Raw genomic sequence first — 19,706 nt, forward strand, 5'->3', positions numbered from 1 at the left:
GATCGCCATGCATTATTTACTGTTGGCTGTCCTCAGTTTCGCGGTGGGCATTGTCGTTGGACTCACTGGAATTGGCGGCGCATCGCTGATTACACCGATGCTGATCTTTGTGTTTCAAGTGCCGCCGACTGTGGCCGTCAGTTCCGATGTAGTCGCAGCCACGCTGATGAAAATTGTCGGCGGCATCAAACACTGGCGGCAGCAGACGATCGATCCCCAAGCCGTCCGTTGGTTGGCAACAGGCAGCATTCCCGGTTCACTCTTGGGCGTGGCGATGCTGCATCAACTGCGCCACACCAATATCAACTTGGATGCGATTTTGCTGCGATCGATCGGCGGCGCAATTTTGCTGATTAGCGCGATCGCTTTGATTCAACTGCTGCTGATGATGTTTGCGCCCAAGCTGACCTTTCCCACGCCACCGAAGCTGAATTTAGAAACAGTAAAAGGGCGAAGTTTGGCGATCGCGATCGGGGCGATTTTAGGCTGCATGGTTGGCCTAACCAGCGTTTCTTCCGGTTCGCTGTTTGCCCTCGTGCTGATCGTGCTATTTCAGCTTGATGCTCAAAAGCTGGTTGGAACGGATTTGGCACAGGCGGCGATTTTGCTGTCGTTCACTGCGATCGCTCACCTGAGCTTAGGAACCGTAAACTGGAGTTTGGTGCTACCGATTTGGGCGGGTTCAATTCCCGGTGTGCTGATTGGCGCAAGGCTGTGTGAAATTGCCCCGCAGCGACTGTTGCGCTTTGGAATTTATCTGCTGCTCGTTGGTGTGAGTTGGAAGTTGGCGCATCCAATTTGAGGGGAGCGATCGATTGCGAAATATGAAGCAAGATTGGATTTTTGAAGAAAATCGATTCTCATGGTTAGAAATTGTTGCTTCATTTTGCGGGTATGCTTTTGAAGCTGGCGATCGTGATGCCTTTGAAGTTGGTATTCAGAATACGAATCATGAGCAGGAGCGCTGGTTTGATTACGAGTTTTCGAGTTTTAGCTCGCTCAAATTGCAACTCGCTCGTGATCTAGGATCATCCGTTATTTTTGCAAAAGCCCACTGCTCTCCAGATCTTCAACCTAAAATTGCGACAACAACACAGATCGCTCAGGAATATCGGCTCACAAGGCGATAACTTTCACAATGATAGTTCCCAACGCAGAAAATGCGATTGTCGATATTCGTAAACTGCGTGATTACTGCCTCAATCTCGAACATGAAGATGGAAAGCATAAAGCTCGACTGTTTTTATCAATGCTTGGGATGACTGCTGAAAATGCAGAGCAGCTACGCCAAATTCTGCTGGAGGCTGTTAAAACTCACGAAGCTCAACTTGGAAGACAAGATGAGTTTGGGCAACGCTACACAGTTGATTTTTCGATCGAATGGCAAAATAGACTTGCAACGCTCCGAAGTGGCTGGATAATTGAAAATAGTTCAGAAATTCCAAAGCTAACGACCTGTTATCCTCTCTAGTCAAGTCTGTCATGAGCATGATAACCCGTACAATCAAACTATTAGATGTTGTCGCCTTAATTGTTGATTTGCCTCAATATAACTTGTGGCGAGGACAAGTCGGCACAGTAGTAGAAACATTGGCAAATGGTGCAGCCTTTGAAGTTGAATTTAGCGATCGCCACGGACGCACGTACGAATCTTTAGGATTGCGTCCAGAGCAAATCATGGTGTTGCGTTTTGATCCAGTACCGCTAAATCGTTAAGCGAATGTTAGATTTTGAAATTTCTTTATTGTCTCGATTTTTTAGCTTTGCTAAGCAATTGCTATCTGCTCGCTGGCGCGGGTTGTTGCTGTTACTGCTAGGGGTTGGTTTGCCGCTGCTAGCCGTTGAGGAACTGGCGATCGCCATCTTCCAATCCGGCGGCTTTCTTTGGGATGAACCGTTACTACTGGCCGTTCATAGTGTTACGAATGCGAGGCTCGATCGCTTTGCCAAAATCTTCACCAAGTTCGGCGTTTATTTAGGGGTTTTTCCGGCTTCGGTTGCCCTTTCACTGCTGCTTTTACAGTTGCGAAAATGGCGATCGCTGCTTTACTTCAATGCGGTCATGATTGGCAGCATGATTTTGAATCGAACGGCAAAAGCGTACTGGCATCGATCGCGCCCTAGCCTGTGGGAGTGGCCTGTGTCCGAAATTGACTTCAGCTTTCCCAGCGGTCACGCGATGTCGAGCATGTCGTTTGTCGCTGCGCTGCTAATTTTGACTTGGGGATCGCGCTGGTTTGGCTTGACTTTGGCAGCGGGCAGCGTGTTTGTCGTCAGCATTGCTTGGACGCGCTTGTACTTGGGCGTTCACTTTCCCAGCGATATTCTTGCAGGCTGGCTCGTGTCGATCGCGTGGGCGATCGGGTTATGTGCGCTGATTCGTCCGCATCTGGTTGCGCCTGCCGCCTCGGAAACCGAGTTGACCACTCAGGAAGAGGAGTCGATCGCTACTCAATAATCACGGCGTTGAGCATTTCTAGCGGCACGGTGAAAACATAGTAAATCACGCCCAAACCGAGCAGGACGATCGCCAAACTGGACACAATTACCCAGCGATCGGGCGGCTCATAGCTGTCTTCGTCAATGTCATTTCGTACTGCGAAATAGTGCTGCGTTGAAAGCAAAACTGTTAGCAATCCAACGACGGCAAAGGCTAAGCCGAGTTTCCAACCAGCACCCGGAGCCTGTGGAGCCATTGGCGGACGAAGAATGCGGATTCGCACAATCAGGACACCGAAACCCATCAGGGCGATCGCGCTTCGCATCCAGGCCAAATAGGTGCGCTCATTCGCAAGATGGTCGCGGACTCGATCGGATGTGCGCTTGGGTTTTTCAGTTGTTTTTGTGGAAAATTTGAACCAGGACAGCATGAATAGATTAGTTGGAAATTGAAGCAGTAAAAATAACAGGAATCAGCGGAGAAAATAGTCTCTCCGCCGACATTTCAAGACCGCAATTAATCAACAGGTGCGTTCGGCGTTTGCGCGGCGATATCGGCCTGCGTCAAACTCGGAATATCCCAGCTAACATCACCTGCTTTGAATACTTTAGCAGGCGGAAGATTGAATTCCACTGCGCCCGTGTCAGGATTTGTGGTTGCAACAATTTGAGCGCCATCCAGAACTTTAAGCGCGATCGCTTCACCGAGTTCTTGAGGGGCGATCGAATTCACGCCTGCCACGTTCGTTCCCGCAGGCAAATAGAAGCCGTTGCAGTTCCAATCATCGTCCGTTTCTTCACTCACACCGAGATAGAACAAGGTGTTTGGCTGATCGGCGGTTGCTTTCTTCGGTTTGTTGGCGTAAACGGCGATCGTTTGTCCGGTTTGGTTGCGACACTGCGCCCAATCTTCTGAAGTTTCGAGAATGTATTTCTGAAGCTGCAATTGACCAATTTGCTGCTGAAGTTCTGCTTCAGTGTAATCGGTTTGATTGGGATCGGTGGCAGTTTTCAGCAAGCGGTTCAAGTTGTCTGTTAGTTCGGCGTAGGCTGGCGTTTTGGTGAGGTTTACGTCTGCCCAAGCGGGACGGACGATCGCAAAGTTCACCAGCAAAACGAGGACAACAACAGCGAGTTTGAGGAATTTCATTGGAATTTCTCCGAGTGAATTAGAGGGAGATCGATCGCGGCAGCAACAATTGATATGCGCCGCTTTCGTAGAGGATGTAGAGGCCGAGTGCAATCAGAACAAAGGGAACAACAATATGACCGTAGCGAGTCAAACTTTTGGCAATTAAAGGGTGGCGAGCAAGCTGAGCGGCGATCGAACACCAAACAATAATCATGATGGCAAAGACGCTCAAAATTACCGTCAGTTGAAAGGCGTTGCTGCTCGCAAAGAGAGGAAGATAAATGCCGACATTGTCTCCACCATTGGCGATCGTAACAGCAGCAACTTGAAGCGTTTGGGCAGGCAGCAGGCTCGATGAATTTGCCGCATTAATTGAGACATCTTGTGTATCGGAATCTCGATCGAACCAGGCTTTGATTCCAATTGCGATCGGCAGAAATCCCAGCAGTCCAATCACCGATTCAGGAAGTAGAAAACCGCCGAAAAATCCGGGTAGACTTGCAACAATCAAAACCACAAATCCTAAATACTGGCCGCTGATGATGTGCCGAGGACGAAAAATTGAATTGACCTGTGCGTAAAAGATCATCAGTACCACGATGTCATCAATGTTCGTTGCGGCAAATGCCGTTACTGCGGCGATCGCTGCCTCGATCAGTTCGCTCATGTCACCACCAAATTCACCTCCTTTAATCTTCGGATATTGAGGAAACTACTTCGATCGCGACGGTCGCATTTCGATAGGCCGAAATCAAACAGCAACCGCTAATCACCAGCGACAAAACGGCTAGACCGCGATTTTCTAACGTGCCGCTGTCATTCAAAATTAAAATGCCTAGACCGATGAGGACGAAGGGAACAAGCTGATTACCGTAGCGGGTGAGCGTGTTAGCGATCGCGGGAACCTGCGTCAGTCGAAATGCCGTGTAGCACCAAACGCCAACCAGCAAGAAAAACACGCCTAAAATCGCAATCAAACCTTCTAATGTGCAGTTAGCGAACAGCGGCACATAAATTCCAACATTGTCACCGCCATTCGCAAAAGTGACGGCGGCAACGCTGTAGGTTTGCGGTGACAAAAAGCTGGTGAACCAAGGCTTTTCAGATTGCATTTCGAGGTCAGCATTTTCGTCATCGCTATCGGAATTGAGGAAGCGGTTAATACCGATCGCGATCGGCAGAATTCCAAGCATTCCGATCCAGGGTCGCGGCAGCAGAACGCTTCCGAAAAAGCTGGGTAAACTCGTCAGAACTAAAGCAGAAAAACCGAGATATTGTCCCACGACAATGTGTTTGTGCTTGAGGATATGATTCACCTGAGAAAAGAACAGTAAAAGAATCACAACATCGTCAAGATTGGTCGCAGTAAAGGCAGTCAAACCAGTCGAAATTGCGGGTAGGAATTGAGTCATTTTTCGCTAGCTTAAAGGTCATCTTGACGAGAGACGGGGATTGCTTGCGGGGCGAATCGATCGTTCAAATCGCGCTGCATTTTACGAAGTATTTGAGGCGATCGCATCCGCTGAATCACAAAGAAGCCGCAGGCAATTATTAAGTACGCCAAGAACAAATAGGGGAACAGATTATAGGGTGCTTCAGGCGGCGGAAATAGTGTGCTGCCCGGAACACCAACGCTGCCCAAAACCGGAATCATCATGAAGGCGATCGCTAATGCTGAAAAGATGAGATGGCGAATCTTGAGCTTGCCAATTTTGTGCAAATAGACGGGGGCGGCGATCGAAATCAAAATGTAGACCGTCAAAAATCCGTAAGTACAAATCGCGCCCAAATAGCCCATGCTCTCGAACAATTTGATGTGACACATTGCGAGTCCAGCAGGAACCAAAAACATCAGCAGCGAACACACAGTTACAGCGATGTGCGGAGTTTTATTCGCACGATGCGCTTCACCTAAAGAAGAGGGAAACAGGCCGTGTCGTGCCATTGTAAAAAATACGCGAGCGGCGGGATTAATGCTGCCTAAAACGCAGGTGAAAAAGCTTAGCAAGGCACTCAGCGCAATGAGATCGCCCAGCCATCCGAGGCCGACTTGTCGAGATAGAAAACCGAGCGGTTCTTCCGATGTCGTAATTGAAACGCCCGTGTTGCTAAAGCCTAATACTTCAATATAGGTCATTACTACGAAGAACAAACCTGCCAAAACTGCGCTGCCAATTACGGCCTTGGGAATATTTTTCAGCGGTTTCTTTGCTTCATCGCCTAACGTTGTTGCGCTTTCAAAGCCAGAGAAACCGAAGACAACGAGTACCAAACCCATTGCCATGCCGCCCGGAGTTGCGCCTTTCAAAGTTAATTGCGTCAGGTCGATCGCAAAGTTGTGATGTGCCCAAATAATGCCGCCCAAAATGGCAATTAAAGCGATCGAAACGCCTTCCATCCACAGCATTGCGATCGCGGAAAGCTGAATGTCTTTGTAGGCGGCGTACCATGCAATTCCTGCACCGATCGCCAACATCGTAATGCTCGACGGATGAACGCCCAAATGTCCCAAAACTGCCGTACTAAAGTTAGCAAAGCCGCACAAAACCGACATTCCGGTAAATAAGTAGGCCAGCACCAAACTCCAACCGCAGACTACGCCCGCAGTCGCACCTAAACCTTTGGCGATGTAGGAATAGAGTGAACCGGGAGAAGCCGATCGACTGGCGAACTGATTGATATTCAGGCTGACAAAAACTAAACCAATCATGCCGATCACGAAGCTCAGCCAAGTTCCCGTTCCGGCGATCGCTACAATCAAACCGAGATTAGAAGCGGGGATCGTGGTTGGCGCAATTACGGCGACCGACTGCGCCAACACCTCCCCAAACGAAAGACAGTCGGGCTTCAAACCGTGCTTGCTGGGGACGCTTTGAAGTCGAATTTCACTGGTCATGTGTGCAAATTCCCCTGTAAATGGTTTTCGAGTTCTGGGGGAAGAACTCAAACAGGTGTCGTTTGCAAAGGCCGTTGCGTTAAACACAAGATCACTTTAGGTCTGAAGACAGATGCGATCAAACATTCTTTTTTGTCGATTGCATCACTTGAAGTTATCCATTCAAAGAATATCTGATAAACTACGGTAGTTCGATCGATTTAATGATGATAGTAAAATTGCGCCCAGAAAGCGATCGCCAACCCATATGACCTTAGAGCAGTTAAAAATTTTCTTAGCCGTCGTTGAACACATGCACTTCACCAGAGCAGCAGACGCGCTCTACATCACTCAACCCGCCGTTAGTGCCGCCATTCAAAGTTTGGAAGAAGAATTTGGTGTCAAACTCTTTCACCGCATCGGTAGAAGAATTGAAATCACAGATGCCGGAACTTTTCTGCAAGTTGAAGCACAAAACCTTCTCAAGCAAGTTGAACTGACAGAGCGAGGTTTGCGCGAACTAAATAATCTTCAGCGTGGCGAACTTCGCATCGGTTCCAGCTTGACGATCGGCAACTACTGGTTGCCTGATAAAATCAGCCAGTTCAAACAGCAATACCCCGGAATTCTAGTAAACTGCACCTTAGCAAACGCTGAGGAAATTTGCGAAGGAACCGCAACTGGACTGTTTGACCTTGGATTAGTTACAGGAGATGTTAAACCATCCCTACAGCAACATCTGGAGCAGGAAGCAGTGGGAAGCGATCGCCTGCAAATTATCGTGGGTCGATCGCATCCTTGGTTCGGCAAAACTCAGATTTCTGTGCAAGATTTGACAACTACAGATTGGGTGATGCGCGAATCCGGTTCTGGTGTTCAGCGCATGTTTGAACAAGCGGTTCAGCAATGGGACATTAATATCAATGAGCTAAATGTTGTCCTGACGTTGAACAGCAGTGAAATGGTGAAAGCTGTTGTTGAAAGCGGCGTCGGTGCGGCAGCAATTCCTGAAGTGATGGTACAAAAAGAGCGGCAGTTAAGTACACTTTGGGCGGTTCATGTTGTTCGATCCAGCAAAAAGACTGACAAAGTCCTCGAAATCATTCAACCTGTTTGGAAGCTGAAGCATCGCCGTCGATTTCAAACTCGCTTGGCGATCGCTTTTGAAGAAATGCTGCTTCCGCAAGCCGCTGCTTCTTACCGCTGACTGTATTTCATTAATTCCTGTAGTTCCAGCTCAAATAATTTGTTGTTTTCACCTCCCATAATCAAAGGTAGCTGACCGTTCCACCGATCGATCGCTTGTCGCTGCAAAAGTTCGATCGTCAAATTCTCTTTAAGCAACTGTTGTGCCTCGGCTTCTCCTCGCGCCAGATTTACTTTTGCCTCAGCTTCATTCAGTGCTTTTTGAGCAATAAATCCGGCTCGTTTGGCTTCTTGTTCAGCAATTTGTTTGGCTTCAACTGCGCTTCTAAATCGCTCTGAGAAATGCACGTGAACCAGTGAAATATCATCCACAGCAATGTGATAAGTCGAGAGGCGATCGCTCAACGATTCATCCACATTCCGTTTTACTTCACCTCGCCGCGTAATAATTTCTTCTGCCGTGTATTGTGCCATTACTGCTTTTAACACTTCTTCAACGGCAGGATTAATAATTCGATCGACGATCGCCTCTTGATTACCAACTTGTTGAAAAATTAAGTTCGTTTCTTCCGGTAAAATGTGCCAGTTTAACGCTACATCTGAATAGACATCCTGCAAATCTTTCGTGGATGCTTCTGCCGAAATTTCTTGATTTTGAACGCGGACGCTGAGCTTTTCAACTGTGTCTCGCAGCGGAATGACAAAGTGAAGTCCTTCACTCAAAATTCGGTCTTGAACTTGACCAAACTGCATCAAAACGCCGCGATCGCCCGCTTCCACAATCACAAAAAACTTGGTGCAAATCAGCAAGATCAGCAGTATGACAAGCACTCGAACAACGACATAGCCATCTGTGCGGGATTTGCGGCTGGACTCGATCGCCATGCTTCATCCGATGAGGGTTCGATCGCTAAATATAATACATCGGATTGATAAGCTGATGAGCATCGCGTTTTTGACACAAATCCTGGAGCGTGTATTGCTGCAAAACGGTTGATGATGCAGTGTGTTCTTCTTTCCAGACATCTTGTAGAACGCTTTTTTCCAAGCATCTGATTCGACTGATTGTCTTTTGAATTTGGCTCACCTTCGATCGCCTGAAAAATATCGACCAGCGTAATCTTCCAGGCTTCACGCGCCAGCACATATCCGCCCTTTGCGCCGCGCAAGCTTTGCACAATGCCACCGCGCCGCAGGCTCATCAACACCTGCTCAAGATAACGTTCAGGAATGTCTTGTTTCGCTGCAATTTCACTGACTTTAAGCGGGTCTTCTTTAATGGATTGAAATGGGCGAAATTTATGGACTGCGATCGCACGAATTGTTCTGGCAAATTATTTTACCAGGAGCGCTTCCGGGTATTCTTGTCGGCCTTCGCTATGCCCTCGGTTTGATGTGGCTAACGCTGATTGTGGCCGAAACGATCGCCGCCAATTCAGGCATCGGCTACATGGCAATGAACGCTAGAGAATTTATGCAAACCGATGTTGTTGTGCTGAGCATTTTGCTTTACGCCTTACTCGGTAAATTGGCCGATTCGATCGTGCGAATTCTAGAGCGCTGGTTACTTCCCTGGCATCCCAGCCAACATTTAGCTTAAAGGAGATTTCATGGTTACACTCAGTTCAAATCAAGCGCAGATCCAGCCGTAATACGGCACAGAAATTCGCCTGAAAAATCTCGGAAAATCGTTTGGTGATGTACAAGTTTTAAGCAACATCAACCTCGATATGCATTCTGGTGAATTTGTCGCGATCGTCGGACGAAGCGGCTGCGGCAAAAGTACATTGCTACGTTTGATTGCTGGATTAGAAACACCAACGAGTGGCGAAATTGCCATCCTGGAGATGCGGAATTTGCAAGGGTTAAATCACAAATTCTCGATCGAATTCTCCAGAAGTCGTAGCAACATCAAGCTGAAAAAGAACCCCGGCAGAGTACTATCTACCGGGGTTCTTTTCGTCAGTGAAATTAAGAGCGATTCGTTGTTGTCGGCTCCTGCTGACTGCTTGAATCTTGCGTTTCAGTTGGAGCGCAACTAATCAACTGTCCAGCGTTCAAGTGTCGATTTAGGCTCGTGGAAATAGACCCGATCGAAGCAAAAGCACTAAGAGAGAAAAGGGCGATCGCAAATTTCAAACTCATCATTTTCATCCTTCTAAATTAATAGAGATGCAACAGTATTTGCTGCATCTCTATTATCTCTAGTAACAGTAGCTATGCGCCTGCGCCAGTTTCAACGGGTAGTTCAGGATGAGAAGAATATTCGGTCCAAGAGCCTTCATAAACTCGCACTTTTGGATAGCCCAGCAGATGCTTCAGCACGTTGTACTGCAAGGTTGCTTCTCGTCCGGTGCTGCAAGTGACGATGATATCATCTTCGGGCGTAATTCCTCGATCGGCTAACAGTTGGCGAATCTCATCAAGCGGTTTAAGCTGATGAAAATTTGCCTCTCCAACTGTGAAGGTCGGCCAAGGAATGTTTTTCGCACCGGGAATATGTCCGTTCCGCACCCAAATGTCTTGAGTGCCTGCAAACACATCGGCAGGACGCGGATCGATAAAGGTAATTTCCGGTTTGCCGATGAACTGCCGCACCTGATCTAAAGTGACGCGAATCGAGTCATTATCCTGTGCAGTGAATCGTCCGGGCGTATAGCTGGGAAATGCTTTGGTTACAGGCAGATTTGCTGCTTTATAGCCTGCAAAACCGCCGTCCAAGATGGCGACGTTGCTGTGTCCAGTCCGCTCTAGCAAATAGGCAACCATCGTTGCGCCTAGAACGTCTCTTCCGTCTGAATAAATTAGCACGTTGCTGTCATCAGTTACGCCTGCTTGAGCAAAAAGCGAACTTAACTTTTGTGTATCCCAATATTGCACAGGCAAGACACCGTTGGGACCGCGAAAGGTATTATCAGCCACGTGAACGGCGTTGGGAAGATGGGCAGTGAAGTAGTCAAACGGGTTAATTCGCACATCTAAAACGCGCAAATTCGGATCATTGGCATGTTCAGCAACCCAGGAGGGCGAAACGAATTCAACGCGAGTCGAGGAGGCAGTTGTTGCGGTGACAGCGATCGACCACAGCGGAATTGCAACCACACAAACGAGTAAAGATGCAAAAAATGCTAGCACTTTCGATTGCCAATTTCGAGCGTGAAACAGTTGTCGTAAACGATTCAATTTCATTCGAGGCGCTCCTAAAAGATTGAAGATCGATCGCAATTGAGACTGGCTGATTGCAAGCTCTCAGCAGATTAGCAGCTTGTTTCCAGCGACTCCATCCGCTGCTAACCAAAATATTACAGTAATTTGACCAATTTACCGTAGTATACAGCAATAGTGACTGCTCAATCAAGCTGTAAAACTCTAAATCGGCCTCCAATAAGTTCCATTACTAGGAGCTGATTCAAACTTCCAATTGAAGTTCAGTTGAAGGCATATTCTGGAAACGTTTTGACCTGCTTCGGCTTCACGTAAACTTGCTGACGAGGTGTAAGCTGAAGCCTGTCGTAATCTTCGCGGCTCAGATGCGCGTTGACAATTTGACCTGATTCAAGCAGAAGTTCTACTTGAATTTCCCAGCCGAGATGAACAATGTGATTAATTTGAGCAGGAACCGCTTCTTCGATCGCCTCTGGTTGAATTAGGATGTCATGCGGTCGCAAAAAGACGCGATCGCTCGCCGCAACCTTTTCTTTAGGCAAAATTCCTGAAGCAGCAGGCAACACATTCACAGGTCCAATAAAGCTCATCACAAATGGCGTTGCAGGATGATCGTAGATATCTGCGGGCTTGCCAACCTGCTCAATTCGACCTTTGTTCATCACCACGACTTCATCGGAAACTTCCATTGCTTCCTCTTGATCGTGCGTCACAAAAACGGTTGTCACTTGCACTTCTTCATGCAGATGCCGCAGCCATTGCCTGAGATCTTTTCGCACTTTGGCATCAAGTGCGCCGAACGGTTCATCTAGCAGCAATACCTGCGGTTGAATCGCAAGTGCTCGTGCGAGGGCGACCCGCTGCCGCTGTCCTCCTGACAGTTGGGAGGGATAGCGATCGCCCAATCCGCCAAGCTGCACAAGCCCCAGCAGTTCTTCCACACGATTTTTTACTCGTGCTTTCGGCCACTTGTTAATCTCCAGCCCAAACGCAACATTTTCACGAATCGTCAAATGCTTGAATAAAGCGTAGTGCTGAAACACAAAGCCCATTCGTCGAGCCTGTACTGGGTCGTGAGTGGCATCGCGTCCTGACACATAAATGTTGCCGCTGTCGGGCTTTTCCAGTCCTGCAATGACGCGCAGCAGCGTAGATTTGCCTGAGCCAGATGGTCCTAACAGGGCAACGAGCGATCCGGTTTTGATTTCGAGATTGATGCGATCGAGCGCTTGGAAGCTACCGAAGTGTTTTGAGACGTTATCTACTGTAATACCCATGTGTTGATTTCCTAGCAAAATCGATCGGTGAAAGGAGTGAATACATCTGCGTAGCTTGGCCGTAAGCAGGCGTTTCAAACCCTACATGGCTGCATAATAGAGCAATACTACGGCAATTTGATCGATCTATCGTATTTTTATAGAATTCAGTTTGCGATCGTCTCAATCAGCAGTAAATACTTATTTTCGATTTACTTGCCGTAGTTTATTAGAACAACAGTGATGGCGATTCGCTTGATGATGAGCAGCAAAACGCAACTGCGATCGCGGATCTATATTCCCCACCACCATTTGCAAGAACCAGTTTTATCGAGCCTGATTGCCGACTACAGCCTGAGCGTAGCAATTGATTGGCAAAGCAAACCCCACAGGCGACGACTGGCACTGCTAAATCTCGTAGTGCCAAGTTTCCCATTCGTGCAGCAGAATTTGTCGCACCGATGAGCGCTCAATCAAACCTTGCGCTTCAAGCTGTTGCAGGCAGCGTGTAATCGTGACGCGAGTTGCGCCCAGCAGTTCAGCGATGTCTTGATGCGTCAGACGTAATTCAAGCAGTTGACCGCGATCGATCGTCCGTCCAAATCGGTTCGCAAGCCAACCCAAAAGTTTAATCAAGGCAGGTTCAATTCGCCGAATACTGCGAATAATCATTAGTTCTTCGGTCTGCTGAAGATGCGCGGCGAGAATGTCGTTCAGTTGTTTCGCATCGGCGATCGCAGCGGGCAAAACTTCAACTGTTGTTAGGCATTCGATGTGCTGATTCGATCGCGACACCCCGACAATATCACCTGTTCCCCACACGCCCAACGGCACAGTTGTTCCGTCTTCGAGATAGCTTAACGTGCGGACAAATCCGGTTTGAATCTGCCAGCCAGTCGGCGCAGCGGGAAGAAGCGATCGCGCAGCAAATTTCTTCGATTGCGGTTCAGCTTGAGCTGTTCCAAAGGTGGAAACATTCTGCGAATGAAAAGTCGAAAGCAGAGGGCGAAGTAACGAGGTTGACATAGTAAAAAATGACCAAAAGAACGATTAGGAAGGGAAAAGTTTTGATCGAGTCTGCCATCGGGCAAAAAGGCAGATCTCACCTCGATCGCTTGGGGAATGGCCTGAGCGTTACGAGACAAATTAGCGGCTTCTTGCTGAGCAGTTTGCGTTTCCACTGTCACGGGCTACACAATCCATCATCTTGAGGGCAGCCTGCACTCAAGAGCAGGCTCAAGCCGATTGGTCTTACCGAAACGGTTCTTCGCTTCAGACGCATTCGATCGTCCTCCAAAGTCAATCAGAACTATCAATCGCATCTCAAATCCAGTCAAATACGATAAGTCGATCGAGTTACCGTGTTTTATAGTCAAAACTATGACACAAGGCAGATTAAAAAGCAAGGTTGACTCTTGCCTAACTCACAAACCCCAAGTGATTCAGAAACTAGATCGCCGCAATTCGCGTCATCTGAAACATTTTCTTAAAACCGAATTGCACTCAAGCGCGATCGCCCGACAATTTCTTCTAAATTGGATCAAGATTTAGAGGCAAGGGAGGCTACTTATTGCTTAGCCGATCGGCTGCCCACAAAAAAGCCCCCCAAACCGGGGGGCTTTGGCTTTCTAAACCTGGAAGCCTACAAACTAGCCGAGCAGCGCTTTAGCCCGATTGACGACGTTATCGACGGTGTAGCCGAACTTCTCCATGCAAACGCCACCCGGAGCCGATGCGCCAAACCGCTCGATGCTGACCATGTCGCCCTCAAAACCGATGTAGCGATGCCAGCCGAAGCTGGTAGCTGCTTCCACAACAAGCCGCTTGGTGACGGATTTGGGCAGAACCGATTCTTGATATTCTGCCGATTGCGCTTCAAACAAATCGGTGCTGGGAATTGAGACGACGCGGACTTTATGTCCAGCTTCCGTCAGTTGCTTCGCCGCCTCGACGCAGAGCGACACTTCGCTGCCTGTGCCGATCAAAATCAGGTCGGGCGTACCGTCGCTGTCAGACAGAATGTAGCCGCCTTTGAGCGTGTTTTCGATCGAGCTTCCCGCCAGATTCGGCAAGTTCTGCCGCGACATCGCCAGCAAGGTCGGATAGTTGCGATTTTCAACCGCGAACTTGTACGCGCCCGATGTTTCGTTGCCATCAGCGGGACGGAAAACGGTCAGATTTGGAATGGCACGGAGCGAGGCTAAGGTTTCGATCGGCTGGTGCGTGGGGCCATCTTCACCTAACGCCACCGAGTCGTGCGTCATCACGTAGATCACCTGCGATTGCGACAGGGCAGACAGGCGAATCGCCGCCCGCATGTAGTCGGCAAACACAAGGAACGTCGCGCAGTAAGGCAAAATGCCGCCGTGCAGGTAGAGACCATTGCAGATCGCGCCCATGCCGTGTTCGCGGACGCCAAAGTGGAGGTTGCGATTTTCGTACTGGCCTTTTTGGAAATCGCCAAAGCCCTTCAGCAGCGTGTAGTTTGAGTGCGTCAGGTCAGCCGAGCCGCCGAACAGTTCGGGCAGGACGGGCGCGATCGCATTCAAGGTAATCTCCGACAGCTTCCGGGTTGCCAGCGGCTTATCGTCGGGCGTGTAGGTCGGCAGACAGTCCGCCCAGTTTTCCGGCAAGCGACCTTCCATCAAGCGCTCAAATTCCGCTGCGTCTTCGGCATATTTGGCTTTGTATTCTTCAAACTTTTTGTTCCACTCGGTTTCCAGATTTGCACCGCGATCGACTGCCTGCCGGAAATGTCCCAAAACGTCATCGGGAATTTCAAACGGTTCGTATTCCCAGCCGAGTTGCTTGCGGGTCGCTTCGATTTCCGCTGCTCCCAAGGCTGCGCCGTGAACGTCGGCAGTATTCGCTTTGTTGGGCGAGCCGTAGCCGATCGTGGTTGTCACCTTGATCATCGAAGGCTTGTCGGTGACAGATTTGGCATTAGCGATCGCTTCCGCAATGGCTTCCAGATTCGTGTTGCCTTCGGGAACGTGCTGAACGTGCCAGCCATAGGCTTCAAAGCGCTTGCTCACGTCTTCAGTGAAGGCGATATCGGTCGAGCCGTCGATCGAGATGTGGTTGTCGTCGTAGAGCGCAATCAGCTTACCCAATCCTTGGTGTCCAGCTAGCGAGCAGGCTTCGCCCGACACGCCTTCCATGTTGCAGCCGTCGCCCAAAATGACGTAGGTGTAGTGATCGACGATCGTGGCGTCGGGCTTGTTGAACTTGGCGGCGAGGTGCGCTTCGGCCATTGCCAAGCCGACCGCATTGGCGATGCCTTGACCGAGCGGACCTGTCGTGACTTCCACGCCTGCGGTTTCAAAGTTTTCCGGGTGTCCGGGCGTGCGCGATTCCCACTGGCGAAACTGCTTGATGTCGTCGATCGTGACGCTGTCGTAGCCCGTCAGATACAGCAGGGCGTACTGCAACATACAGCCGTGACCTGCTGACAGCACGAAGCGATCGCGATCGACCCACTTGGGATTTTTGGGATTGAAGCGCATGAACTGATCCCACAGCACAAACGCCATTGGCGCTGCACCCATTGGCAAACCGGGATGGCCGGATTTTGCTTTTTCAACGGCATCGATCGCCAAAAAGCGAATCGAATTAATACACAGTTCGGTGAGCGATTGGGTTGCAACAGCCATAATCTCTTTTACTCAATGACGGTTTGTGCTGGAGGAAGCCGGACAAGCGAACAAACTTCGATCATCCCATTGGGCGATCGAGGACGCAAGGCGTCTAGACGACAACCCTTGCGATTGGCCAATAGCGATAAGTAAATGTGCTTACCAACAACTCTATCGTTAATTGCGCGACAAATCTATAGCTTTTGCCAAATTCGATTCCTGCTGGTTAAGCCCGATACTTTTTCAATGCTAGCGTCACGTTATGGCCGCCGAATCCGAACGAGTTTGACAGCGCCACCTCAACGGGCATCTCACGGCTAACGTTGGGCACGTAATCGAGATCGCAGTCAGCATCGGGGTGGTCGAGGTTGATCGTGGGCGGGACGCGATCGGTGGCGATCGCCATTGCCGTTGCCACTGCTTCGATTCCGCCTGCCCCGCCGAGCAAATGTCCGGTCATTGATTTGGTCGAACTGACGGCAATTTTGTAAGCGCGATCGCCCAAGGTTTTCTTGATCGCCGCCGTTTCGGTCGGGTCGTTGAGCGGCGTACTTGTGCCGTGCGCGTTGATGTAGCTGACCTGTTCGGGCGTCAGGCTCCCATCCTTGAGCGCCATTGCCATTGCTCTAGCTGCGTGAACGCCTCCGGGAGCTTGACCCGTCATGTGATAGGCATCGCAGGTCATGCCGTAGCCGACGATTTCGGCGTAGATTTTTGCGCCGCGACTGAGGGCATGTTCGAGTTCTTCGATCAGCAAAATGCCTGCGCCTTCGCCCAGCACGAAGCCGTCGCGGTCTTTATCAAAGGGGCGACTGGCGTGCAGCGGATCGTCGTTGCGCGTCGAAACCGCTTTGCAGGCAGCAAATCCGGCGATCGATAGCGGGGTCACAGCCGCCTCAGTTCCGCCGCAGATCATCGCCTGCGCGTAGCCCTGCCGCACAATCCGAAACGCATCGCCGACCGCATTTGAGCCTGCCGCGCAAGCCGTAACCGGACAAGAGTTCGGTCCTTGTGCGCCAATGTGAATCGCCGTCAAGCCTGCCGCCATGTTTGCGATCATCATCGGTACCATGAACGGGCTACAGCGATCGGGGCCGCGCGTCAGGTTGATTTCCTGCTGCTCTTCCATCACCTTCAGGCCACCGATTCCAGTGCCGATCATCACGCCGACCTGTTCCGAGTTGAGGTCGTTGATCGTGAAATTGGCGTCTGCGAGTGCCATTTTGCTGGCGGCGATCGCAAACTGGGCAAAGCGATCCGTCCGCTTGGCCTCTTTGCGATCCATGTAGGCATGGGGATCAAACCCTTTGACTTCTCCGGCAATGCGACAGTCGTGCCGTGAGGCATCAAAGAGGGTAATCGGGCCGATGCCGTTGCGACCGCTCATCAAGCCTTCCCAATATTCAGCGAGGGTATTGCCGATCGGCGTAATCGCTCCCAGTCCGGTGACGACGACGCGCCGTCCAGAGTCAGTTGTCATGATGTCAATAAGGATTCAATCACCCAAACAGTAGTTTCAAGTCGCTCAAGCGGCGACCTTGCCGTTGATGTAGTCCACAGCCGCCTGCACAGTGGCGATGCCTTCCGCCGCTTCGTCGGGAATTTCAATGTCAAATTCTTCTTCCAAGGCCATGACTAGCTCAACCGTGTCGAGCGAATCGGCTCCCAAGTCGTTGGCAAAGCTGGCTTCCGGCTTGACTTCGCTTTCATCGACGCTAAGCTGTTCGGCCACAATTTGCTTGACTTTTTGATAAATTTCGTCCTGGCTCATAGCAGTTCCTTCGTTGCGTGCAGCAACTAAAATTCTAGATGGCATTGCGCCCAAATTTGTGCGATCGAACTGACTCGATCGCGCCTCAATCGGGCATCCCTTCATCTTATCTGAAAGCGTACCGGGGATAAGGGGTCGAGCCAGCAAAGACGCTCAACCTTCGTCGAGCAAACAGATTGAAGCATGAGAGAGGCAAGGAAAACCCGAATTTGCCGCAGCATGACGACCTCATAACGTTGTTTGATCCAAACTGACAACGCTCATCATTTTCACGTTTGAAATTGTCAGTTTGGATTTTGTTTGTTGAAATTTTCAGGCTCTCTATTTCGGTAGAGGTTTCGGGCACGATCGCCATACTCAAATGGAAGAACACAGAGTTTACGGTGAGGAACATGGCGATCGTATTGGGTGTTTTGGCCGCGCTAGCAATCATCTCGGCAGTCGGGTCGGCCTCGAAAGTTGCAAGGCAGCGTTCCCGTCAGCCTGGAAGCACATCCGCAGCCAAGGCGATACAGAAGTCGATCGAAACCGTGCAAAAAGCGATCGAAACGCCCGCCCTTCCTCCGGCTGAAGCGTCTTCTAAAGCATCCGAGCCAGTACAGGCCGAACCGCGATCGATCGAGCCAGAAGTTGAACCACCTGTTGAACCATCGATCGAACCACCTGCCGAATCTGAGTCGATCGAATCACCAGAACCGCAGTCGATCGAGCCACAATTGACCGAATCAGAACCCGTCGCGGCTGAGTCCACAGTGACAGAAGAACTGGTGGAATCGATTTTGGAAAGAATGCCAGATGTGCCGATGGCGGCTTCGCTGCTGGTGAGTGAAGTGGTGAACCCCGAAGGCAACGATTTGGGCGTGCAGCTCGATCGCCCCAACTTCCCGATCGATCCGCAAGAAACGCCGCCTACGCATCACGGCAACAATTTGATCGAGGAAATTGCCGAACTAGAGCAGGGCGATCGCATCTCGCAGCTCGCTTCAGCGGTAGAAGATCCTGACAGTGCAATGCGTGTTTCTGCCGCTTATGCCTTGGGCGATCTGGCAACGCGCACACAAGGAGCCGATCGCGACCAGATTATTGCGATTTTGATGCGGCTGAGTGAAGATGTTGACCCGCAAGTGCGCGTCCAAGCTGCCGCCGCGCTGGGCAGCATTGGAAATCCGGTGATTGGCGAGTAACGCGGTTTGCCTTCCAAATGCATACGGGGATTGCGATGAATATCAGCGTAGAAACCGACCTCGCTCCCACTTTGATTTTTGGTAGTTTACGATCGGAAATATACCAAATGGCTATGTGGGAGGCAGGCGGATGGCTGCAACCGACTTTAAGGATTATTACGCGCTGTTAGGCGTGAACAAAACGGCCAGCGCAGATGAAATCAAAAAGGCGTTTCGCAAACTGGCGCGGCAATATCACCCAGATATGAATCCTGGTGACAAAGCCGCAGAAGCCAGATTTAAGGAAGTCAACGAAGCCTATGAGGTGCTGTCTGACCCCGACAAACGCAAAAAATATGACCAGTTTGGGCAGTATTGGCGGCAGGCGGAAGGCTTCGGCGGCGCACGTTCCGGCGTCAACGTAGACGGCTTTGACTTTAACCAGTACGGCAGCTTCGACGACTTTATCAATGAACTGCTGGGACGCTTCGGCACGGGTGCAGGCGGCGCACGCGGCTATCGCACCAGTCCCAGCGGCTTCGGTGGCTTTAGCGGCTTCGACAACTTTGAGACGGGACAAACAACAGGCGCAGATCTTGAATCGACCTTGACACTTTCGCTCTCCGAAGCGTTTCGCGGCACACAAAAGCGCTTGAGCTTGGGCAGCGAATCGATCGAAGTGACGATTCCGCGCGGCGTCAAACCCGGAACCCGCATTCGCGTTAAAGGCAAAGGCCAGCCCAATCCCTATGGCGGACAGCGCGGCGATCTCTACCTAATTGTTGCGCTTCAGCCGCATCCGTTCTTTCACTTTGATGGCGATAGCTTGACCTGTGAACTGCCGATCGCGCCCGATGAAGCTGTTTTGGGCGGTTCCGTCGAAGTGCCCACGCCGGACGGCAGCGTGACAATGAACATTCCTGCCGGAATTCGATCGGGTCAAACCTTGCGGCTGCGGGGTAAAGGCTGGTCGAGTCCCAAGGGCGATCGCGGCGATCAGCTTGTGAAGATTGTGATCGTGCCGCCGCGTGAGCTGAGTGCGATCGAACGCGAAGCGTATGAAAAAATTCGCGACCATCGCAGCTTCGATCCGCGCGGCCACCTCAAGAACGTCCAGCTATAAG

Annotated in this window: 23 protein-coding genes; 10 read left to right on the forward strand and 13 right to left on the reverse strand. The window is 50.4% G+C overall.

What is annotated here, in order from left to right:
* Positions 1-7 precede the first annotated feature (7 nt).
* The 5 genes from H6F67_RS24120 (at position 8) to H6F67_RS24140 (ending at position 2,458) form a co-directional block, all read left to right on the forward strand.
* Positions 8-802: a sulfite exporter TauE/SafE family protein gene (locus H6F67_RS24120; RefSeq protein ID WP_190769206.1), complete on the forward strand. Its 795-nt coding sequence runs from the start codon at positions 8-10 to the stop codon at positions 800-802.
* 22 nt (positions 803-824) lie between these two features.
* Entirely contained in the window at positions 825-1,130 is a 306-nt protein-coding gene (locus tag H6F67_RS24125) for a hypothetical protein (RefSeq protein ID WP_190769207.1), read from the forward strand.
* 8 nt (positions 1,131-1,138) lie between these two features.
* A complete protein-coding gene (locus tag H6F67_RS24130; RefSeq protein WP_190769208.1) occupies positions 1,139-1,471 on the forward strand; it encodes a DUF6883 domain-containing protein in 333 nt (110 codons plus the stop codon).
* A gap of 11 nt (positions 1,472-1,482) precedes the next feature.
* Entirely contained in the window at positions 1,483-1,716 is a 234-nt protein-coding gene (locus tag H6F67_RS24135) for a DUF4926 domain-containing protein (RefSeq protein ID WP_242020778.1), read from the forward strand.
* An 85-nt stretch (positions 1,717-1,801) separates the two neighbouring features.
* Positions 1,802-2,458 carry a phosphatase PAP2 family protein gene (locus H6F67_RS24140; RefSeq protein WP_242020779.1) on the forward strand — a complete coding sequence of 219 codons (657 nt, stop codon included), beginning with the start codon at positions 1,802-1,804 and terminating at the stop codon, positions 2,456-2,458.
* On the opposite strand, the gene H6F67_RS24145 is transcribed toward H6F67_RS24140, so the two are convergent.
* The 5 genes from H6F67_RS24145 to H6F67_RS24165 form a co-directional block, all read right to left on the reverse strand.
* A complete protein-coding gene (locus H6F67_RS24145; RefSeq protein ID WP_190769210.1) occupies positions 2,448-2,870 on the reverse strand; it encodes a YidH family protein in 423 nt (140 codons plus the stop codon). The genes H6F67_RS24140 and H6F67_RS24145 overlap by 11 nt on opposite strands.
* Positions 2,871-2,956: 86 nt before the next feature.
* Entirely contained in the window at positions 2,957-3,589 is a 633-nt protein-coding gene (locus H6F67_RS24150; RefSeq protein ID WP_190769211.1) for a hypothetical protein, read from the reverse strand.
* A gap of 19 nt (positions 3,590-3,608) precedes the next feature.
* Positions 3,609-4,238 carry a cadmium resistance transporter gene (locus tag H6F67_RS24155; RefSeq protein ID WP_190769212.1) on the reverse strand — a complete coding sequence of 210 codons (630 nt, stop codon included), beginning with the start codon at positions 4,236-4,238 and terminating at the stop codon, positions 3,609-3,611.
* A gap of 22 nt (positions 4,239-4,260) precedes the next feature.
* A complete protein-coding gene (locus H6F67_RS24160) occupies positions 4,261-4,983 on the reverse strand; it encodes a cadmium resistance transporter (RefSeq protein ID WP_190769213.1) in 723 nt (240 codons plus the stop codon).
* An 11-nt stretch (positions 4,984-4,994) separates the two neighbouring features.
* On the reverse strand, positions 4,995-6,467 hold the full coding sequence (locus tag H6F67_RS24165; protein WP_190769214.1) for an APC family permease: 1,473 nt from the start codon (positions 6,465-6,467) through the stop codon (positions 4,995-4,997).
* 247 nt (positions 6,468-6,714) lie between these two features.
* Between H6F67_RS24165 and H6F67_RS24170 the strand changes: the two genes are divergently transcribed.
* A complete protein-coding gene (locus H6F67_RS24170) occupies positions 6,715-7,653 on the forward strand; it encodes a LysR family transcriptional regulator (RefSeq protein ID WP_190769215.1) in 939 nt (312 codons plus the stop codon).
* Here H6F67_RS24170 and H6F67_RS24175 read toward each other — a convergent pair.
* Positions 7,644-8,477, reverse strand: coding sequence for a prohibitin family protein (locus tag H6F67_RS24175; protein WP_190769216.1), 834 nt, complete (start codon positions 8,475-8,477; stop codon positions 7,644-7,646). The two genes, H6F67_RS24170 and H6F67_RS24175, sit on opposite strands and share 10 nt — an antisense overlap.
* Entirely contained in the window at positions 8,405-8,914 is a 510-nt protein-coding gene (locus tag H6F67_RS28545) for an Rrf2 family transcriptional regulator (protein ID WP_348251970.1), read from the reverse strand. Before H6F67_RS28545 ends, H6F67_RS24175 begins: the two co-directional genes overlap by 73 nt.
* Between H6F67_RS28545 and H6F67_RS24185 the strand changes: the two genes are divergently transcribed.
* Together H6F67_RS24185 and H6F67_RS24190 are read left to right on the forward strand one after the other, a co-directional pair.
* Positions 8,881-9,192 carry an ABC transporter permease subunit gene (locus tag H6F67_RS24185; RefSeq protein ID WP_199304618.1) on the forward strand — a complete coding sequence of 104 codons (312 nt, stop codon included), beginning with the start codon at positions 8,881-8,883 and terminating at the stop codon, positions 9,190-9,192. The two genes, H6F67_RS28545 and H6F67_RS24185, sit on opposite strands and share 34 nt — an antisense overlap.
* 118 nt (positions 9,193-9,310) lie before the next feature.
* Positions 9,311-9,634, forward strand: a complete 324-nt coding sequence (locus H6F67_RS24190; protein ID WP_313927005.1) for an ATP-binding cassette domain-containing protein — start codon at positions 9,311-9,313, stop codon at positions 9,632-9,634.
* A 175-nt stretch (positions 9,635-9,809) separates the two neighbouring features.
* Here H6F67_RS24190 and H6F67_RS24195 read toward each other — a convergent pair whose 3' ends face one another.
* From H6F67_RS24195 to acpP, 6 genes are all read right to left on the reverse strand, one after another.
* Positions 9,810-10,781, reverse strand: a complete 972-nt coding sequence (locus H6F67_RS24195; protein ID WP_190769217.1) for a sulfurtransferase — start codon at positions 10,779-10,781, stop codon at positions 9,810-9,812.
* A gap of 239 nt (positions 10,782-11,020) precedes the next feature.
* Entirely contained in the window at positions 11,021-12,034 is a 1,014-nt protein-coding gene (locus tag H6F67_RS24200) for a sulfate/molybdate ABC transporter ATP-binding protein (protein ID WP_190769218.1), read from the reverse strand.
* Positions 12,035-12,421: 387 nt separating this feature from the next.
* On the reverse strand, positions 12,422-13,039 hold the full coding sequence (locus H6F67_RS24205; RefSeq protein ID WP_190769219.1) for a Crp/Fnr family transcriptional regulator: 618 nt from the start codon (positions 13,037-13,039) through the stop codon (positions 12,422-12,424).
* Positions 13,040-13,662: 623 nt separating this feature from the next.
* The gene (gene tkt / locus H6F67_RS24210; protein ID WP_190769220.1) at positions 13,663-15,666 is read right to left on the reverse strand and encodes a transketolase; all 2,004 of its coding nucleotides are present in this window, start codon (positions 15,664-15,666) and stop codon (positions 13,663-13,665) included.
* Positions 15,667-15,874: 208 nt separating this feature from the next.
* Positions 15,875-17,128 (reverse strand): beta-ketoacyl-ACP synthase II, encoded by a 1,254-nt coding sequence (fabF, locus tag H6F67_RS24215; protein WP_190769221.1) that lies wholly within the window; start codon positions 17,126-17,128, stop codon positions 15,875-15,877.
* Between the two features lie 45 nt (positions 17,129-17,173).
* Positions 17,174-17,419 carry an acyl carrier protein gene (gene acpP, locus H6F67_RS24220; RefSeq protein ID WP_190769260.1) on the reverse strand — a complete coding sequence of 82 codons (246 nt, stop codon included), beginning with the start codon at positions 17,417-17,419 and terminating at the stop codon, positions 17,174-17,176.
* A gap of 392 nt (positions 17,420-17,811) precedes the next feature.
* Between acpP and H6F67_RS24225 the strand changes: the two genes are divergently transcribed.
* Both H6F67_RS24225 and H6F67_RS24230 read left to right on the forward strand, forming a co-directional pair.
* Positions 17,812-18,603: a HEAT repeat domain-containing protein gene (locus tag H6F67_RS24225; protein ID WP_206753936.1), complete on the forward strand. Its 792-nt coding sequence runs from the start codon at positions 17,812-17,814 to the stop codon at positions 18,601-18,603.
* 130 nt (positions 18,604-18,733) lie between these two features.
* Complete coding sequence (locus H6F67_RS24230; protein WP_190769223.1) at positions 18,734-19,705, forward strand: DnaJ C-terminal domain-containing protein; 972 nt, start codon at positions 18,734-18,736, stop codon at positions 19,703-19,705.
* Position 19,706: the final 1 nt, after the last annotated feature.

This window comes from Microcoleus sp. FACHB-1515, assembly GCF_014696105.1.
GTDB lineage: Bacteria > Cyanobacteriota > Cyanobacteriia > Elainellales > Elainellaceae > JAAUTJ01.

Excerpts from the sequence above, each read along its gene's own strand:
- H6F67_RS24120 (WP_190769206.1), top strand. The coding sequence starts at position 8 with ATGCATTATTTACTGTTGGCTGTCCTCAGTTTCGCGGTGGGCATTGTC.
- H6F67_RS24125 (WP_190769207.1), top strand. The coding sequence starts at position 825 with ATGAAGCAAGATTGGATTTTTGAAGAAAATCGATTCTCATGGTTAGAA.
- H6F67_RS24130 (WP_190769208.1), top strand. The coding sequence starts at position 1,139 with ATGATAGTTCCCAACGCAGAAAATGCGATTGTCGATATTCGTAAACTG.
- H6F67_RS24135 (WP_242020778.1), top strand. The coding sequence starts at position 1,483 with ATGAGCATGATAACCCGTACAATCAAACTATTAGATGTTGTCGCCTTA.
- H6F67_RS24145 (WP_190769210.1), bottom strand. The coding sequence starts at position 2,870 with ATGCTGTCCTGGTTCAAATTTTCCACAAAAACAACTGAAAAACCCAAG.
- H6F67_RS24150 (WP_190769211.1), bottom strand. The coding sequence starts at position 3,589 with ATGAAATTCCTCAAACTCGCTGTTGTTGTCCTCGTTTTGCTGGTGAAC.
- H6F67_RS24155 (WP_190769212.1), bottom strand. The coding sequence starts at position 4,238 with ATGAGCGAACTGATCGAGGCAGCGATCGCCGCAGTAACGGCATTTGCC.
- H6F67_RS24160 (WP_190769213.1), bottom strand. The coding sequence starts at position 4,983 with ATGACTCAATTCCTACCCGCAATTTCGACTGGTTTGACTGCCTTTACT.
- H6F67_RS24165 (WP_190769214.1), bottom strand. The coding sequence starts at position 6,467 with ATGACCAGTGAAATTCGACTTCAAAGCGTCCCCAGCAAGCACGGTTTG.
- H6F67_RS24170 (WP_190769215.1), top strand. The coding sequence starts at position 6,715 with ATGACCTTAGAGCAGTTAAAAATTTTCTTAGCCGTCGTTGAACACATG.
- H6F67_RS24175 (WP_190769216.1), bottom strand. The coding sequence starts at position 8,477 with ATGGCGATCGAGTCCAGCCGCAAATCCCGCACAGATGGCTATGTCGTT.
- H6F67_RS24185 (WP_199304618.1), top strand. The coding sequence starts at position 8,881 with ATGGGCGAAATTTATGGACTGCGATCGCACGAATTGTTCTGGCAAATT.
- H6F67_RS24195 (WP_190769217.1), bottom strand. The coding sequence starts at position 10,781 with ATGAAATTGAATCGTTTACGACAACTGTTTCACGCTCGAAATTGGCAA.
- H6F67_RS24200 (WP_190769218.1), bottom strand. The coding sequence starts at position 12,034 with ATGGGTATTACAGTAGATAACGTCTCAAAACACTTCGGTAGCTTCCAA.
- H6F67_RS24205 (WP_190769219.1), bottom strand. The coding sequence starts at position 13,039 with ATGTCAACCTCGTTACTTCGCCCTCTGCTTTCGACTTTTCATTCGCAG.
- tkt (WP_190769220.1), bottom strand. The coding sequence starts at position 15,666 with ATGGCTGTTGCAACCCAATCGCTCACCGAACTGTGTATTAATTCGATT.
- fabF (WP_190769221.1), bottom strand. The coding sequence starts at position 17,128 with ATGACAACTGACTCTGGACGGCGCGTCGTCGTCACCGGACTGGGAGCG.
- acpP (WP_190769260.1), bottom strand. The coding sequence starts at position 17,419 with ATGAGCCAGGACGAAATTTATCAAAAAGTCAAGCAAATTGTGGCCGAA.
- H6F67_RS24225 (WP_206753936.1), top strand. The coding sequence starts at position 17,812 with ATGGCGATCGTATTGGGTGTTTTGGCCGCGCTAGCAATCATCTCGGCA.
- H6F67_RS24230 (WP_190769223.1), top strand. The coding sequence starts at position 18,734 with ATGGCTGCAACCGACTTTAAGGATTATTACGCGCTGTTAGGCGTGAAC.